At 35.2% G+C, this 15,726-nt stretch carries 15 protein-coding genes; 5 read left to right on the top strand and 10 right to left on the bottom strand.

Annotated features, from left to right (window positions below):
* Window positions 1-62 precede the first annotated feature (62 nt).
* The 9 genes from AB1284_RS07580 to AB1284_RS07540 all read right to left on the bottom strand — a co-directional run bounded on the left by AB1284_RS07580 (window position 63) and on the right by AB1284_RS07540 (window position 9,249).
* On the bottom strand, window positions 63-1,064 hold the full coding sequence (locus tag AB1284_RS07580; RefSeq protein ID WP_429750436.1) for a branched-chain amino acid ABC transporter permease: 1,002 nt from the start codon (window positions 1,062-1,064) through the stop codon (window positions 63-65).
* A gap of 7 nt (window positions 1,065-1,071) precedes the next feature.
* Window positions 1,072-1,932: a branched-chain amino acid ABC transporter permease gene (locus tag AB1284_RS07575; RefSeq protein WP_429750438.1), complete on the bottom strand. Its 861-nt coding sequence runs from the start codon at window positions 1,930-1,932 to the stop codon at window positions 1,072-1,074.
* A 25-nt stretch (window positions 1,933-1,957) separates the two neighbouring features.
* Window positions 1,958-2,662 carry an ABC transporter ATP-binding protein gene (locus tag AB1284_RS07570; RefSeq protein ID WP_429750440.1) on the bottom strand — a complete coding sequence of 235 codons (705 nt, stop codon included), beginning with the start codon at window positions 2,660-2,662 and terminating at the stop codon, window positions 1,958-1,960.
* The gene (locus tag AB1284_RS07565; RefSeq protein ID WP_429750442.1) at window positions 2,640-3,413 is read right to left on the bottom strand and encodes an ABC transporter ATP-binding protein; all 774 of its coding nucleotides are present in this window, start codon (window positions 3,411-3,413) and stop codon (window positions 2,640-2,642) included. Before AB1284_RS07565 ends, AB1284_RS07570 begins: the two co-directional genes overlap by 23 nt.
* 198 nt (window positions 3,414-3,611) lie before the next feature.
* The gene (locus AB1284_RS07560; RefSeq protein WP_429750444.1) at window positions 3,612-4,835 is read right to left on the bottom strand and encodes a substrate-binding domain-containing protein; all 1,224 of its coding nucleotides are present in this window, start codon (window positions 4,833-4,835) and stop codon (window positions 3,612-3,614) included.
* Window positions 4,836-5,115: 280 nt separating this feature from the next.
* A complete protein-coding gene (locus AB1284_RS07555; protein ID WP_429750446.1) occupies window positions 5,116-6,039 on the bottom strand; it encodes a CobW family GTP-binding protein in 924 nt (307 codons plus the stop codon).
* 261 nt (window positions 6,040-6,300) lie between these two features.
* On the bottom strand, window positions 6,301-6,504 hold the full coding sequence (gene copZ / locus AB1284_RS07550) for a copper chaperone CopZ (protein WP_429750448.1): 204 nt from the start codon (window positions 6,502-6,504) through the stop codon (window positions 6,301-6,303).
* A gap of 24 nt (window positions 6,505-6,528) precedes the next feature.
* Complete coding sequence (locus tag AB1284_RS07545; RefSeq protein WP_429750450.1) at window positions 6,529-8,925, bottom strand: heavy metal translocating P-type ATPase; 2,397 nt, start codon at window positions 8,923-8,925, stop codon at window positions 6,529-6,531.
* A 12-nt stretch (window positions 8,926-8,937) separates the two neighbouring features.
* Window positions 8,938-9,249, bottom strand: coding sequence for a metal-sensing transcriptional repressor (locus tag AB1284_RS07540; protein WP_429750451.1), 312 nt, complete (start codon window positions 9,247-9,249; stop codon window positions 8,938-8,940).
* Window positions 9,250-9,520: 271 nt separating this feature from the next.
* Between AB1284_RS07540 and AB1284_RS07535 the strand changes: the two genes are divergently transcribed.
* Window positions 9,521-10,063 carry a hypothetical protein gene (locus AB1284_RS07535; RefSeq protein ID WP_429754327.1) on the top strand — a complete coding sequence of 181 codons (543 nt, stop codon included), beginning with the start codon at window positions 9,521-9,523 and terminating at the stop codon, window positions 10,061-10,063.
* A 168-nt stretch (window positions 10,064-10,231) separates the two neighbouring features.
* Here AB1284_RS07535 and AB1284_RS07530 read toward each other — a convergent pair whose 3' ends face one another.
* Window positions 10,232-11,887 (bottom strand): multicopper oxidase domain-containing protein, encoded by a 1,656-nt coding sequence (locus AB1284_RS07530; RefSeq protein WP_429750453.1) that lies wholly within the window; start codon window positions 11,885-11,887, stop codon window positions 10,232-10,234.
* A gap of 163 nt (window positions 11,888-12,050) precedes the next feature.
* Between AB1284_RS07530 and AB1284_RS07525 the strand changes: the two genes are divergently transcribed.
* The 4 genes from AB1284_RS07525 to AB1284_RS07510 all read left to right on the top strand — a co-directional run bounded on the left by AB1284_RS07525 (window position 12,051) and on the right by AB1284_RS07510 (window position 15,615).
* Window positions 12,051-12,734, top strand: a complete 684-nt coding sequence (locus AB1284_RS07525) for a response regulator transcription factor (protein WP_429750455.1) — start codon at window positions 12,051-12,053, stop codon at window positions 12,732-12,734.
* A 31-nt stretch (window positions 12,735-12,765) separates the two neighbouring features.
* Window positions 12,766-14,133, top strand: coding sequence for a HAMP domain-containing sensor histidine kinase (locus AB1284_RS07520; RefSeq protein WP_429750457.1), 1,368 nt, complete (start codon window positions 12,766-12,768; stop codon window positions 14,131-14,133).
* Between the two features lie 255 nt (window positions 14,134-14,388).
* Window positions 14,389-14,952 carry a hypothetical protein gene (locus tag AB1284_RS07515; protein WP_429750458.1) on the top strand — a complete coding sequence of 188 codons (564 nt, stop codon included), beginning with the start codon at window positions 14,389-14,391 and terminating at the stop codon, window positions 14,950-14,952.
* A gap of 3 nt (window positions 14,953-14,955) precedes the next feature.
* Window positions 14,956-15,615 carry a PspA/IM30 family protein gene (locus AB1284_RS07510; RefSeq protein WP_429750460.1) on the top strand — a complete coding sequence of 220 codons (660 nt, stop codon included), beginning with the start codon at window positions 14,956-14,958 and terminating at the stop codon, window positions 15,613-15,615.
* The last annotated feature ends 111 nt before the right edge of the window (window positions 15,616-15,726 follow it).

Raw genomic sequence — 15,726 nt, 5'->3', positions numbered from 1 at the left:
CGTAGGTTACCTATAAGTAACTATAAGGTTCATTATCAGTTAAAAAGCCATTTTCTAGTGTATTAAGCACTATGCTCAATTTGCTCCCTCTTCTCTTTTTTCTTATGCTGTTTCCATTTCACCAGTTTCCTAACTGTTCCTAACATACCTGTCGGAAGACCTAATAAGACGATAATATACAATAAGCCAAGAAGAATTGTCCATCGTTCAAAAATTGGATACTGCGCAGCAAGCTCTGACAAATAGTATTTCAAAGATTCAATCATCCCTGCCCCTATTATCGCTCCTACTAATGTCCCAATGCCGCCAATTGTCGTCATTAATAAAGCATTTAGTGTCATATCAATTGAGAAAACGGTCGTATTTACAAAGCGAAGTGTAATAACAAATAATCCGCCGCTCACAGATGCTACAACTCCAGCTACAACACTTGCAATTACTTTATAGTGAAGAATTTTATAACCAAGTGCTTCCACACGTTGTTCATTTTGCGAAATCGCTTTTAATACGTTTCCAATTGAAGATTTCGTAAACAGTTGTAGTAATAAAAAAATAATCACTAAACTTATTAATGTAATATAGTAAAATGTGAAACGATCTCGAAATATATCAGGTACACGGAATGTAAAACCATCGCCGCCATGCGTGACAGTTCGCCATTTTTCAGCGAGCACAAAAAATAATTGAGAAATAGCTAGTGTTAGCATCGCATAAAAATGGCTTTTTAGTCGTAAGGAAAGCATACCGACTATATAGCTAATGACTGCTGATAAGGTTACTGCTAATATAATCCCAGTAAAAAAACTCGATATCGTTGTCTCTTGTCGGTCTAATAGGAGTGCAACGCAATAAGCACCGATTCCAAAGAACATACAATGTCCAAACGACACAATTCCCGTATAACCTAATAGAATATCAAAGCTCATTGCAAAGATTGCGAAAATGAAAATTTGTGTAAACAAGATTAACATGCTCCTTGAATCGTTTATAAAAGGAAATATGATGAAACAAAAAAGAATTGCACCCCAAAAATATAAGCTAGCCCGATTAGATGATGTAGCCATAACAATCTCACCCCTTTTCGCCAACAAGTCCTGTTGGCTTAACTAATAAGACGAATAACAGCATCAACATGTTTATCGCAAGCGATAAATCCGGAACATAGTAGGCTGTAAAAGCCCCTGCTAAACCAACAATTAAGGATGCAATTACAGAGCCTTGTACACTACCTAATCCACCAATGATTACAACGATAAAAGCTAAAATAGCATACTGCATCCCCATTTCGGCAAAAATAATACCCGAATAAGGCGCAAGAAGAAAGCCGCCTAACGCCGCCATTCCAGCTCCTAACAAAAACACGAAAGAAAAGATAGCTTTCACATTAATTCCAAGTGCTTGAACCATCTCTTTATCCATTACACCAGCACGAATCATAAGCCCGATTTTCGTTTTTCGAAGTAACAATACAAATCCAATGTACACAAATAAACCGATTAAAATAACAAATAAGCGATACTTGATTAATATGATTCCATCAAATGTAAAACTTCCTTGTAACCAATTTGGTAACTTAGCTCCTATCGGATTCGGCCCCCAAAATACTTTGATACATTCACTTAGCACGAGCATACCACCAAGTGTAACCAGAAGTTGGCGAACATGATTTCCATAAACCGGACGGATGAGGAATCTTTCTAATATCCAACCAAGAAACATGCCCATCACAATAGCACCAAATAATGCAAACATATAACTGCCTGTTACATTAAACAACCACACCCCAGTAAAAGCACCCCATGCAAATAGCCCACCATGAGCAAAATTAAGAACACTCATTAAACCGAAAATGAGTGTTAGGCCAGATGCTAATAAGAAAATAAGCACACCTGTCGAAACACCATTTACGAATAAATTAACTAACACATCCACGTTTTTCACCTCACCGATATCAAGGTTAAGAAATCCCTAAATATTTATGACATGTTTCCTTATCTTCCTTCAGTTCACTCATCGGACCATTATGTACAATTTTCCCATTGTCCATAATGTAAAAATAATCGCCAATTTGACTGGCCATCATAAAGTTTTGTTCAACAAGCAAAACAGTTGTTTTCTCCTTCATTTTTAAAATTGAGGTCATCAACTTCTCAATCATAATTGGTGACAATCCTTTACTAGGCTCATCAATAAGCAGTAGGCCTTCACCGTTAATGTAAGCTCTTGAAATAGCGAGCATTTGCTTTTGGCCTCCACTTAATAATCCACTCTTTTTATGCCAAAATTGTTTTAAATCTGGAAAGAGATTCAGCATCCATTCTACTTTTTCATCTGTTTCTTCATTCTTTTTTGTTTGAGCAAGTGCAAACGTTTCTTCAACCGTTAAGTCGTAAAATATTCCTTGGTTTTCTGGCACATACCCTATACCTTTTCGAGAAATCATATGTGTTGATAGCCCATTTACTTTCTCGTCTCCAAAATAAACTGCTCCGTTAGAAATGGTATGAAACCCCATAATAGAACGCAGCGTTGTCGTTTTCCCTGCTCCGTTTCTTCCAAATAAGACTGTAATGGTCCCTTCCTCCACCCCAAAAGAAACACCTTGCAAAATATGAAACTGATCTAAATACGTTTCTATATTATCCACTTTTAATAGTGTCACTGTGTAACCCTCCTAAATACGCAGTTTGCACACGTTCATCCTTCATGATCTCCTCTGGTAAGCCTTCAGCTAGTAACTCACCTTGAAATAACACAATAAGATGATCAGATAAATGAAGAACCATATCCATTTTGTGCTCTATTAACACAATCGTATTTTCACGATTATTTTTTATATTTTCAATTACTTGGAGAATAGCAGGAACCTCTTCAATAGAAATACCCGCTGTCGGTTCGTCTAACAACAACATATCTGTTTTAAGTGCTAAAAGCATTGCAAGTTCCAATTTTCGCTTTTCTCCATGAGCTAAACCTTTTGCAAGTACTTCTTCCTTTTCATTCAGCAACACAACCTCGAGTAAATGGCGTGCTTCTTCTTGTTGCTGCTTATACTGAGACGGTCGCGGGAAGAAGCTATAATAATCTTTCGCATAAGACTGTACACCAAGCCGAACATTTTCAAGAACCGTTAATTCTGGAAAAATGTTTGTAAGCTGAAAAGAACGTCCCATACCAAGACGCGTTCGATCTGGAATTGATAACTTTGTAATGTCTCGTTCCTTAAAATAAATCTCTCCTTTTGTCGGAGAAAGTTGACCGCTTAACAAATTAAAAAGGGTGGTTTTCCCTGCTCCGTTCGGCCCAATAATGGAAATAAGTTTCCCTTTCGGTATCATCAAATTTACATCTTTAATAACATGATGTTCTCCAAATGAGACACAAAGATCGCGAGTCTCTAACAAATTCTCCACACTATGTCCTCCTCACAAAGAATTCCTTAATTCCCTACTGATCACTAGTCTCCACCTATCTTCTTCGTTTTCTCTGAATCTTGAGGCTCAGATTTTACTACCCGTTCATACGAAGTGAAAAGTTTTCCATCCCTTTATGATAGGAATGGAAAACTTTCACTGTTCGTTACAATAAGACTTATTTTTTTATTATTCAGATTATTTATTACGAATTGGCGGTTCTGTCTCTGTCATTTTTAATTCCCGCTCTAAAACTGGAACAGGATAATCAATTCCATCTTGTTTTTTCAATGTAATTGAATAAAGCGTTTGCAAAGCTTGATGATCTTCCGCACGGAATTTCATTGTTCCTTTTGGTGTTTCAAATTCCATTCCTTCCATCTTTTTAATGAGCGTATCAGCATTAGTATCGCCTTTCGTTTTCTTTAAGGCCTCGACGATTGAAATAGCAGCTGACATCCCTCCAGCTGTAAACAAGTCTGGAACAGCACCGTTAAATCGTTTTTTATGCTCTTCTACTAACCAATCATTCACTTTATTTTTTGGAAGCGTATGATAATACACTGAAAATCCTTGCATGCCAACTAACGCATCCATTGTTTTTAATGCTGGAATATCAGGTGCACCCGTTGAAATTTTAATACCTTGCTGCTCCACATTCATATCTTTTAATTGCTTCCATGGCGAATTTGCACCTGCCCAAACAATAAATAAATAATCTGGTTTTGAGCTTATAATATTTTGTATATTTGCCGTAAAATCAGTAGAATTCGCATCAGCATATTGCTCATTTACAATGTTTGCGCCTAACTTCTTTGCTGCATCTTTAAATGCCGCAATCCCTTCTCTTCCGAATGCATTGTCTTGAGCTAGTGTAGCAATCTTCACATCTTTCTTAGCAATTGATGCTGCACCAGCAATTGCATCTTGAGATGAATTCCGCCCTGTTCTAAAAATATATTTATTCCAGTTCTTCCCCGTAATACTATCTGCTACAGCCGGCTCAACAACCATTATTTTTTTATACTCTTCAGCCAATGGTAAAACTGCTAACGTATCACTTGAACTAGATGAACCAACTAAAAAGTCTACTTTATCTTCTTCTAATAGTTTCGTAGCTTTCTTAACGGCTACATCCGCTTTTGTTTCCGTATCTTCTACAACAAACTTAATCTTTTTTCCTTCCACTTTTCCTGTTCCACCTGTTGCATAATCTAGACCGAGCTCAAATCCATTTACTGTTTGTTTTCCATACGATTCAAGTGGTCCAGTTAACGAAGCAAGAACACCTACCTTAACTGTTTTTGTTTCCTCATTACCTGTACTTGCTTTTTTTCCAGAGCACCCAACTGATACGAACAATGAACCAAGTATACAACTTGTGCACACCATTTTTAGCCACTTATGTTTTTTCACTGACATCATGATTCCTCCCCTATCATTTATCTTCTTAGAGAATTGAATACACTGAGGTGAACTATCCGTAATAATGACATTTATCAATATCAATCGCTACTATGATATAAAATTTCTTGAAGTACCTCTAATTTCTCTAACTTTTCCCAAATCCCTTCCAATTAAGTTGTAAATATTTACTAATAACATGTTCGTTTCTTAACTAAAAAAGGGAATGACTAAAAAACTAGTCCTTCCCTCTCTAATAAAATTAATATATTCATCTGAAAACAACCGTATACAAACCTTACAACTCCACTTGTTCCAAACTCTCTAGCTCCTTCTTCAGTTTCGCTTTATCTAAATTCTCTCCAATAATTACAAGGTTTGTAGGGAAACCAAAATCCTGCTCCATTAAAGATGGCACACCAAATGAGTATTGCAGCAAAGTTGGGTATTTATCACCATGAAATTTCACAAACCCTTTTACACGATAAATTCCCTCAGGTAAATTAGAAAGCCACTCGTACAATTTGCCCTGATCAATTGATTTTGTAAATGGATAGGTCATAGTTTGAATATGTAAATGCTGGTTCACATGTAATTTTTCATGATTTTGATTACTTGTTACCTTTACCTCTTTGAAATCCTCTAAAGATATATTACAATACTGTGTTTCGTATAATTTTGCATGTCTATTTATTAACGCTACTTCCTCAACAACCTGTTTCTTCTCTTCGTCCCTAAGCAAATCTGATTTATTGATAAGAACATGACTTCCATACTTCATTTGTTCGTTTAAAAGTTGTTGCACGCTTTTACTTAATGTTTCCCGATTTAGCCACCTGATTGCATCTAATACAACAATAATGGACTTCACTTCAATATAAGGAGCTAAAATAGGTGAGAGACAAGCGTCTAATACTTCAATCGGATGCGCAACTCCCGTTGTTTCTATATAAACTACATCAGGTCTCTCGTCCTGATATAAGGAATGTAGCTGAATTTCTAATTCATCTTTCATCGTACAGCAAATACAGCCTCTTAAAAGTTCTCTTAAAATATTTTCTCGTCCTACAATATCTGTATCTACGGAGTATTCGCCTATTTCATTCATTAGCACTGCAACTTTTCGATTTTTCTTCTTTTCAGCTAATAATAAATTTTGAAGCAGCGTTGATTTCCCGCTCCCTAAAAAACCACCTAAAATATGAATTTCTACTTTGTTCATGTTATCAACCATCCATTTCTTTGTTTCTGACTATACTTGCAGCTACTTCTACAACACCGCCATAAAACGTAACTATTACGATTTATACTCATTATTCTAGTAAATTCAATTTTATTTGTAAACAAAACACGATTATTTTGGTAACAGATTATACCTATTCGAAGCCTATCACATTTAACGATACAAATTATTTATCATTAAATGTGATAGGCCGCTTTTAATCAAACGGCCTTTTTACTAAGAATTATTGAATTTCCCTATTTACTGCACATCGTATCCTTGATCTTCAATAACTTCTTTCATTTTTTCTACATCTACTTTTGCTTCATCATATTTTACATTTACAGTTCCCTCTTGCAGGTTAACTTCTACATTTTGTACTCCCGCTAACTCTGTAAGTGCATTTGTTACTGCCATTTTGCAATGATTACATGTCATTCCTTGTACGTTTAATGTGATAGTCATCATATATTCCTCCATTTTATTCATTTATATTTTAACGCGTTTCAAACGAAGTGCGTTAGTCACAACAGATACAGAGCTAAATGCCATTGCCGCTCCGGCTACCCAAGGCTCTAATAATCCAAATGCCGCCACAGGAATACCGATTGCATTATAGAACAAAGCCCAAAACAAGTTTTGACGAATATTTTTCATCGTCTTACGACTTAACTCAATTGCTTTTGGTATATGTGATAAATCACCGCCAACTAACGTAACATCTGCAGTTTCAATTGCTACATCTGCACCTGTTCCAATTGCCATACCAATATCAGATTTCGCAAGAGCTGGTGCATCATTAATACCATCACCTACCATTGCGACTCTCTTTCCTTGTTTTTGTAAATCCTCTACAATCTTAGCCTTATCCTCTGGCAACACTTCTGCAAATACATGGTCAATATGAACTTGCTTTGCAATCGCCTCAGCTGTACGTTTATTATCACCTGTTACCATGTATATTTCAATTTCCATTTGCTTGAGTGTTTGAATTGCATCCTTCGAACTTTCCTTTACAGTATCAGCAACAGCGATTATTCCAGCAAGTTTCCCATCAATTGCGACAAGCATCGCTGTTTTACCTTGATACTCTAGTTCTTTCATAACCTCTTCACGCTGTGAAATTTCTACAGATTGCTCATTCATTAATTTACGCGTTCCAACAAGAACCTTTTTGTTTTCAATATCCACTTCAAGACCATGACCTGGAATTGCTGCAAAGTGCTGTAACTCTTTCAATTTGATCTCATGCTGTTTTCCATATTCAACAATCGCATGGGCTAACGGATGTTCAGAAGCACTTTCAGCTGAAATCGCATAATCCAGCATACCTTCTTGAAATTCTAATACATCGGTGACTTCTGGTTTCCCTTTTGTTACGGTTCCTGTTTTATCCAGCAACACTGCATTGATTTTATGCGTCCCTTCTAGATATTCACCTCCTTTAAAGAGAATACCCTTTTCTGCTCCTTTTCCCGTACCAACCATAATCGAAGTTGGTGTAGCCAAACCTAGTGCACACGGACATGCAATGACAAGAATCGCAATCCCTACTTCCAATGCTTTTGGTAAATCTCCTGGTGTTATAAAGAAATACCATACAATAAAGGCAACTAAAGCGATCGCTACAACAATAGGAACAAAAATACCTGAAATAATATCTGCTAATCTCTGAATCGGTGCTTTAGATCCCTGCGCTTCTTCAACAATTTTAATAATGCCCGCTAACGCTGTGTCTTTTCCAACTTTTTCAGCTTGAATGGTCAGCATCCCATTTGCATTAATCGTCGCACCAATAACAGAATCTCCTTCTTTTTTATCCATCGGAATAGATTCTCCAGTAATCATAGATTCATCAACAGAAGATGCCCCTGAAATCACGATACCATCCACCGGTATTTTTTCACCGGGTTTTACAATCATGATATCTCCAATCACAACTTCTTCTAATGGCACTCGCACCTCTTGACCATTACGAACAACAAGCGCATCTTTCGCCTGTAAACTTAACAATTTAGAAATGGCTTCTGTTGTACGCCCTTTTGCCATTGTTTCAAAGTACTTTCCGACCAAAATTAACGTAATTAAAACCGCACTTGTTTCAAAATATAAATCAGGAGTGTATGCAGGATTTCCTAACGTTTTCAAAGTTTCATATAAACTATAAAAATAAGCTGCTGATGTTCCTAAGACAACTAAAACGTCCATATTCGCACTTTTATTTCGAAGAGCCCGATAAGCACCTACATAGAAGTGTCCTCCAATATAAAACTGAACTGGTGTTGCTAATAAAAGTTGAAACCACGGATTCATAAGAATATGCGGTACTGGTACTCCTGTATCAAATGGCATATGTCCAAGCATTGTATAAAGTAAAGGTAAGGACAAAATAATAGAAATAATAAGTTGACGCTTTTTCTCCTTAATAACCTCTTCTTTTCTTTCCGAACGCTCTGCATTTTCGTTACGGATTTGTCCCTTATATCCAATTTTCTTTATTTTTTCTAAAATATTTTCTGTAGAAACTAAATCTTCATTGTACTCTACAACGGCGCTATTTGTAGCTAAATTAACAGTTGCATGTGAAACGCCTTCCATTTTATTTAGTACTTTTTCAATTCGGTTTGCACAAGCTGCACATGTCATTCCTTCAATATCAAAAGTAACTTTTTCTGCTGATACGTCATACCCTAACTTCTCAATTTTCTCTTTTATATTTGAAATTTCTTGCTGAGAAGAATCATATTTGATACTTGCTTTTTCCATTGCTAAGTTTACGTTAGCTTCTACCCCATCCATTTTATTTAGCACTTTTTCAATCCGGTTGGCGCAGGCTGCACATGTCATTCCTGTAACTCCAAGCGTAACATGTTTTTGTTTATCCATCTTATACCCCTCCTATTTTGAAAATTGCTTTATTACACTCATCAATTCTTGAATCGATTCGTCCCCATTCCCCTCATGAATCGCCTTTGCTACACAATGTTTTGTATGGCGCTCCAATAGAGAAAAACCTACTTTATTTAAGGCTGCATTAATCGCTGAAATTTGAATTAAAATATCCACACAGTAACGGTTATCTTCTACCATCTTTTGAACACCACGTACTTGCCCTTCAATACGCTTTAAACGTTTTATAACACTTTGAATTTCCTCTTCTGTTCGAGGAACCATTTTTTGATTTATTTCATTATCTTTACAATGATCCATTTATATCACCTCATGTATTGTAATTACCAATCTTTATATACATTATACGGGTAGGGGGTATAAATTACAACTGTTTATATACCTATTTTTTGAAATTTTTTGAAATTTTTTGAAAGAAAATACATACAAGCACACTTGTATGTATTTTATCAGAACAACTATTTTCATTCTCTCCCTTAAATTATGCAGATATTTTGCAGACATACATAGGCATAAGTGCTCTACATTTGCACATATGATGAAATGAACAAAAGGACAGGGAGGTATCACTATATCCACTTATACGTTAACTACCCTAACGCTTTGTTTTATCTTAGTTATTGTTACAGCATTTATTACTAAATCTAAAGGTACCCTAATGGAGTATATGGTATTTATTATGTCTTTTAGTATGAGCACCGGATTAAGCATAGGATTCTATCTTGGTATTATTTTGAAAGGAGACTTGTTGCATTCTACTTTACTTTCTATGTTGATTAGTGGCATAGTTGGACTTTTAGTTGGGCTATCCTTTCATCTCTACTCTGCTTTAGAAGGTATGTTTTCTGGATTGATGGCAGGTATGATGGGAGCTATGGTGACGGAAATGTTGAATGCTCAGCAAGCACACAGTATACTTCTTATTAGTATTTTGTTCACAATTGCCATTACTACGTCATGTATCATTCAATTCTTGTCAAAAATTTTCTCTTCTTACATTCACCGCTGGTTTCTATTTTTACTTTCAGTTAGCATTATAATTCTTCTCACTGTTTTTATAACATTTCCAGATCATAATTCACCTTCTTCTCAACACAATCAACACATACATTAACTGAATCAAGATTTCAAAAAATAGTATATAGTGAAACTTCCATCAGTGGGGGTCTTACTACCTGTTTATACTGGATCGATTAAACACTCCATACAACATATCAATAAAGCAGCTCTCCAATTGGAAAGCTGCTTTATATTATCTATAATAAATTACACAAATTTTACATCACTCTGGCATATTAGGAATATTAGGATTTGGAACATAATCAGATTTATAATCTTTATATTTCACTTCTGTTACCATCCCTGCAGATGCATGATGCAAATCATGGCAATGGAACATCCATTCACCTGGATTATTCGCTACAAATGCTACCTCATATTCTTCACCTGGTTTTAAGTTTAAAGTATCTTTCACAATTGGAGAACCTTCTATTGGTTTTCCATTCTTGCTTAATACTTGGAAGAAATGACCGTGTAAATGCATCGGATGATCATCCATTTTAGAATGATTTACTAATTTTACTTTTACTAGATCGCCTTTTTTCACTTGAATTGGATCAATATTAGGGAATGTTTTCCCGTTAATTGTATATACCATTCCATTGCCATTCATTTCTGTGTTCAAATCCATTGTATATGTTGCATTATATTGCTGATCTAATGTGAAGCTTCCTAATTTCTTAGAACCATATTTCGTCATATCTAATTTTGGAAGTTTTTCTTTTTCATTCGCTTTATCTTTCATATCTTTGCTGCCATCATACTCAATAACAGCTTTCATTCCTTTTACACCCTTTCCTTCTCCATGATCCTCAACATACCATTTCCCAGGGTTATTCGCCGTAAACTCAACATCATAACGTTCCCCCGGTGCAATTGAAATCACTTCGTCTTTTACAACCTTTGGTTCATTTATTGGCTGTCCATCTGTTGCAATTACTTTTATATCATGACCATGAACATGGATGTTGTGTGATAAGTAACCAGCATTGATAAATCGTAGCCGAACTTTATCTCCTTTTTTTACTTTCAACGGCTCTATTAAATCCCCGCTTTTCCCATTGATTGTGAATAGATCATACATACTCATATTATGACCTTCCATATTCATATTTCCATGATCCATTCCTTCCATATTACCTGATTCTTTTTTATTACTTCCCATATCCATACTAGAATGATCCATACCGTTCATATCATCATGCTTTTCCATATTTCCATGATTCATACTAGACTTATCCTCATCTGATTTTTCGGTTTTCTTTTTTGTCATTTCCTTAATTTGTTTATCAATTTCTTTTTTATCAGTTACCCACTCGTCTAACATTAACGTGTAATCTTTATCATATTTTTCATTTGTATCTTCTACAACAAGAGCACCGTACAGGCCTCGATCTAGTTGATTAACGGAGTCTTGATGCGAATGATACCAATACGTTCCTGGTACGTTTGCTTCAAATTCATACGTAAAACTTTTCCCTGGCTCAATCGCGTCTTGCGTAACGCCTGGAATTCCATCCATATTGTTTGGAACAGGATATCCGTGCCAGTGGATCGATACCGGTGCAGATAGTTCATTTTTTAATGTGACCTTAACCTTTTCACCTTTTTTCACACGAATTTCTGGTCCAGGAGAAGAACCATTAAATGTCCATACTGGAACAACAACACCGTTACTTAGCCTTTGCTTCTCTTCTTTCGCCACTAGCGTAACTTCAGGACCCTTTATCACTTGTAATGGTTTTGTTGCTGTTTCAGTCTGTGTGGTCTTTTTTTCGTTCATATTTTTATGATCACTTGCTATATTTGTAGTTGCAGAACATCCAGCAATTAAAGAAATTGCTACGATTGAAATCCCTGTTAATACCGTTCTCTTCATAAAAAATCCCTCCCCAGTTTGTTCGTAATTATTATATAGAACAATTATCAAGAAATTATGGAGAGACAAAGACAAGAAAACACATAACGGCCTGCACAATTTCTTCAATATCTTTTAGTAAAATATTTTATATTTAGGTATCATTTAATTAAGGAGGGCCTATATGATTAACATTCTATTAGTAGATGATGAACCACGTATGCTAGATTTACTTTCATTATATTTAGCCCCTAGGGGGTATCGCTGTACTAAAGCAACTTCTGGCAAAGAAGCGATTTCTTTATTAGAAGAAAACGAATTTCGATTAATTTTACTAGACATTATGATGCCCGAAATGGATGGTTGGGAAACTTGCGCGAGAATTCGTGAGTTCAATAGTGTACCAGTTATCATGCTAACTGCTCGTGATGATACACAAGATGTTGTACAAGGATTAAAAAAAGGAGCTGACGATTATATTACGAAACCGTTTCATGAAGAAGAATTATTAGCTCGCATAGAGGCCGTTCTACGCCGAACAAAGCAGCATCATAAAATAGAATATAAAGGATTGGTGTGGGATGAAGCAAAACATACCGCTTCTGTGCATGGAAATGAACTGTTATTAACTCCAATTGAATTTTCGCTACTCGGTTTATTTTTAAATAATGTAAATTACGTATTTAGTCGTGAGCAACTTATTGAACGTATTTGGGGTCATACATCAGAAACAGAGGATCGAACTGTAGATTCGCATATTCGTAACTTGCGCGAAAAATTACGAAAATCTTCATTTCCAATTCATGATCACCTTAAGACGATATATGGAATCGGATATCGCTGGGCAAGTGAAGAGAAAGATATATGATATTACTAAACAACAAGGATCGTGAAGGTTTATGAAACGTATCTCAGTAAAATTTGGATTTTATTTTTTTATTTGTACTTTTCTAATTGAAAGTATATTGTTTCTTCTACTGTATTACAGCTTGGTCAATACGAGAGTTCAGGAAGAAGTAAAATCTCTCCTTACTAGAGGAAATAATCATCGTGATGTACTGGAGAAATACTTCGATGATCAAACTATATCTCATGTGGCTCTCATGGAATCAGAAGCAGAAACTAAAGTTGTCATTACTTCGAAAAATGGAGAAATTCTTGCAAAATCAAGTAATGTAGATCATTCTATGGAAAAACATTTACATACAAAAATGCCCCCTGTTAATAAAAATGGCACAGTGGTGGAAGATCATTGGAAAACATCTAATTATATTTGTACAATTAGTCCCATTCAAGTTGGCAGTGATACGAAAGGATATGTATACATGTTTCTAGGTACTGACTCTATTAAACAAATGATTCAGCGTTTAACATACCAATTCATAGTTATTGGTGCCATTACCTTTATCCTTACTGTTATTACCATGTTCTTATTATCAAAACTTCTCACTAATCCTTTAATTAAAATGAAAAAAGCAACAGAAAAAATGAGTAAAGGGGATTTATCCGTATCTTTAAATATTAATAGAAATGATGAAGTAGGAGAACTAGCGCAGTCTATCCAAAAACTTGCAGATGATTTAAATTATTTGAAAAAAGAACGAGGAGAATTTCTAGCTAGCGTTGCACACGAACTTCGAACACCGTTAACATATGTTAGAGGATACGCTGATATTCTTATTAAAAATCAGATTTCTGCACAAGACCAGAATCATTATTTATCTATTATTAAAGAAGAAGCTGATCATGTAACACGGCTTGTTCAAGATTTATTTGAATTAGCTAAAATGGAAAAACACAATTTTATTATTCATACAAAGCAAACTAATCTATATGATTTATTAAAAAACATATTAACAAAAATCCAGCCAGCTTATACCGATAAAAATATTCGTATTATTTCCTCGTGTCCAGAAGACGTTGTTCTTCTACTCGACGAACAGCGTTTTGAACAAGTTATTCTCAATCTGTTAAACAATGCATATTCTCACTCTGACATAAATTCTAAAGTATTTGTTACAGTTACAGATAACAAGGAAATCGTTAAGATTAGAGTAAAAGATGAAGGAGAAGGCATCCCTGAACAAGATTTATCTCATATTTTCGAGCGGTTTTATAGAGTCGATAAATCCCGAACTCGCGCAACAGGCGGAAGCGGTTTAGGTCTTGCAATTGTAAAAGAAATTATTGAATTACATGGAGGTAATATTTCTGTAGAGAGTAAATTAGGTTATGGGACTATTTTTACTATCTATCTAAAAAAATGAAATATGTTATTTAAAAATTAACTCGTCAACTATTTGGCGAGTTTTTAATTATAATGAGAATTTTCTTATATATTTCTCATATTTTCATCATTCCCCTTTCATTCCCTTCTCACATCTAGGGTTTACACTAGGAATCACTAAAGATATAACGAGGTGATATATTCAAACAAAAACATTCAGATTTTGACTCTATCAAAAGTAGTTCTAGATTCATTTTTTCTTGAAACATTATGAATCATAGATGGAGGTGAACACATGAAAAAGAAAGAGAACAAATGCAAAAAGCTGCGCTGGCTAAAATGGATTTTAATCCTTCCCCTGGTTCTTACTTTACTATTCTTCGGACTACATAGTATGAAGCATGAAAGATGGAATCATGAGAAGCATAGAAAAGCTGAATATGCCGTTGCCTCCCATAAAGAGGGACAAGCTTTCTTTACGAAGAAAGAGCGCTTTGCTGACTCTGAAAGACATATTCATCATGAAAAGCATCATGAAAAAGAGTTTGGTGATGTATTCTTTGCACCATTCCTATTAGAACTTGGCTTTGTTCTTTTCGGTTGGTTAATTCTTCGCAAATCTGAAGGAAATATGGCTAAGAAGTGGACAGGAGTGCTACTCCTTGTTATCGGTTTATTCCCGTTCATTCCAATACTTGCGCTTGCCGCAGTTATTACTTGGGCGTATAGAAAATTCAAACAAAAAAGAACGATAGCAAATGAGCATATCGATATTCACACATATAATTTTTCAACAATGCAAAAACAAATAGACATTTTAGATCAATGGGAACGTAATATTCGTAAGGAGGAGAACTAAACAATGGGTATCCTAAAACGCATTAAAAATATTGTAGTAGCAGATGTACACCAAACGTTGGATAAGCTAGAAAGCCCTATGAGCATGCTGAAGCAATACTTGAGAGAGACAGAAGAACAAATTACAAAAGCGCAAAAAGCACTGGCTCACCAACTATATTTAGAAAAGAAATATGAAGCATTAATTTTGGAAGCTGATGCTCTTATCGCAAAAAGAACTCGTCAAGCTGAACTTGCGGTATCTCGCGAGGAAGATAACATGGCACAGCTAGCTTTACAAGATAAAATCACAAATGAAAAGAAAGCTGCATTATATCGTGAACAGTACGAAATAACAAAGCAACAAACAGCTGCATTATATGAACAAATTGACAAACTGCAAGAGAAATATCAAGAATTACAATATAAAGAACTTGTACTTGTTTCCCGATTAAATGCGGCGCAAGCCATAAAAAATAGTAACACTGCACTTGCTTCTTTCCATACAGAAAATGCAGTGAAAGGCTTTGCACGTGTCGAAACTTACGTGCAGAAACTAGAAGCAGAAGCAGCTGCAAGTAACTATTTTTATCAGCTAAACGCTCCTAATCAAGCACAAATTTTAGACCAAAATCTACAAGAAGAAGTACAACAAGCATTAGCAAAATTAAAAGAAAATAAATAGTTTCTTTTTCAATTAACTATTATGTAATATAAAAAAGCCCTTATGAAATGGGCTTTTTTATATGTAAAATTTCTCATAAACAAATGAAAGTAGCTGAATTGTTACTCATAA

Source organism: Bacillus sp. S2(2024), from assembly GCF_050474045.1.
In the GTDB taxonomy this organism is placed as follows: domain Bacteria; phylum Bacillota; class Bacilli; order Bacillales; family Bacillaceae_G; genus Bacillus_A; species Bacillus_A yunxiaonensis.
This window is presented reverse-complemented; position numbering and strand designations above follow the sequence as displayed.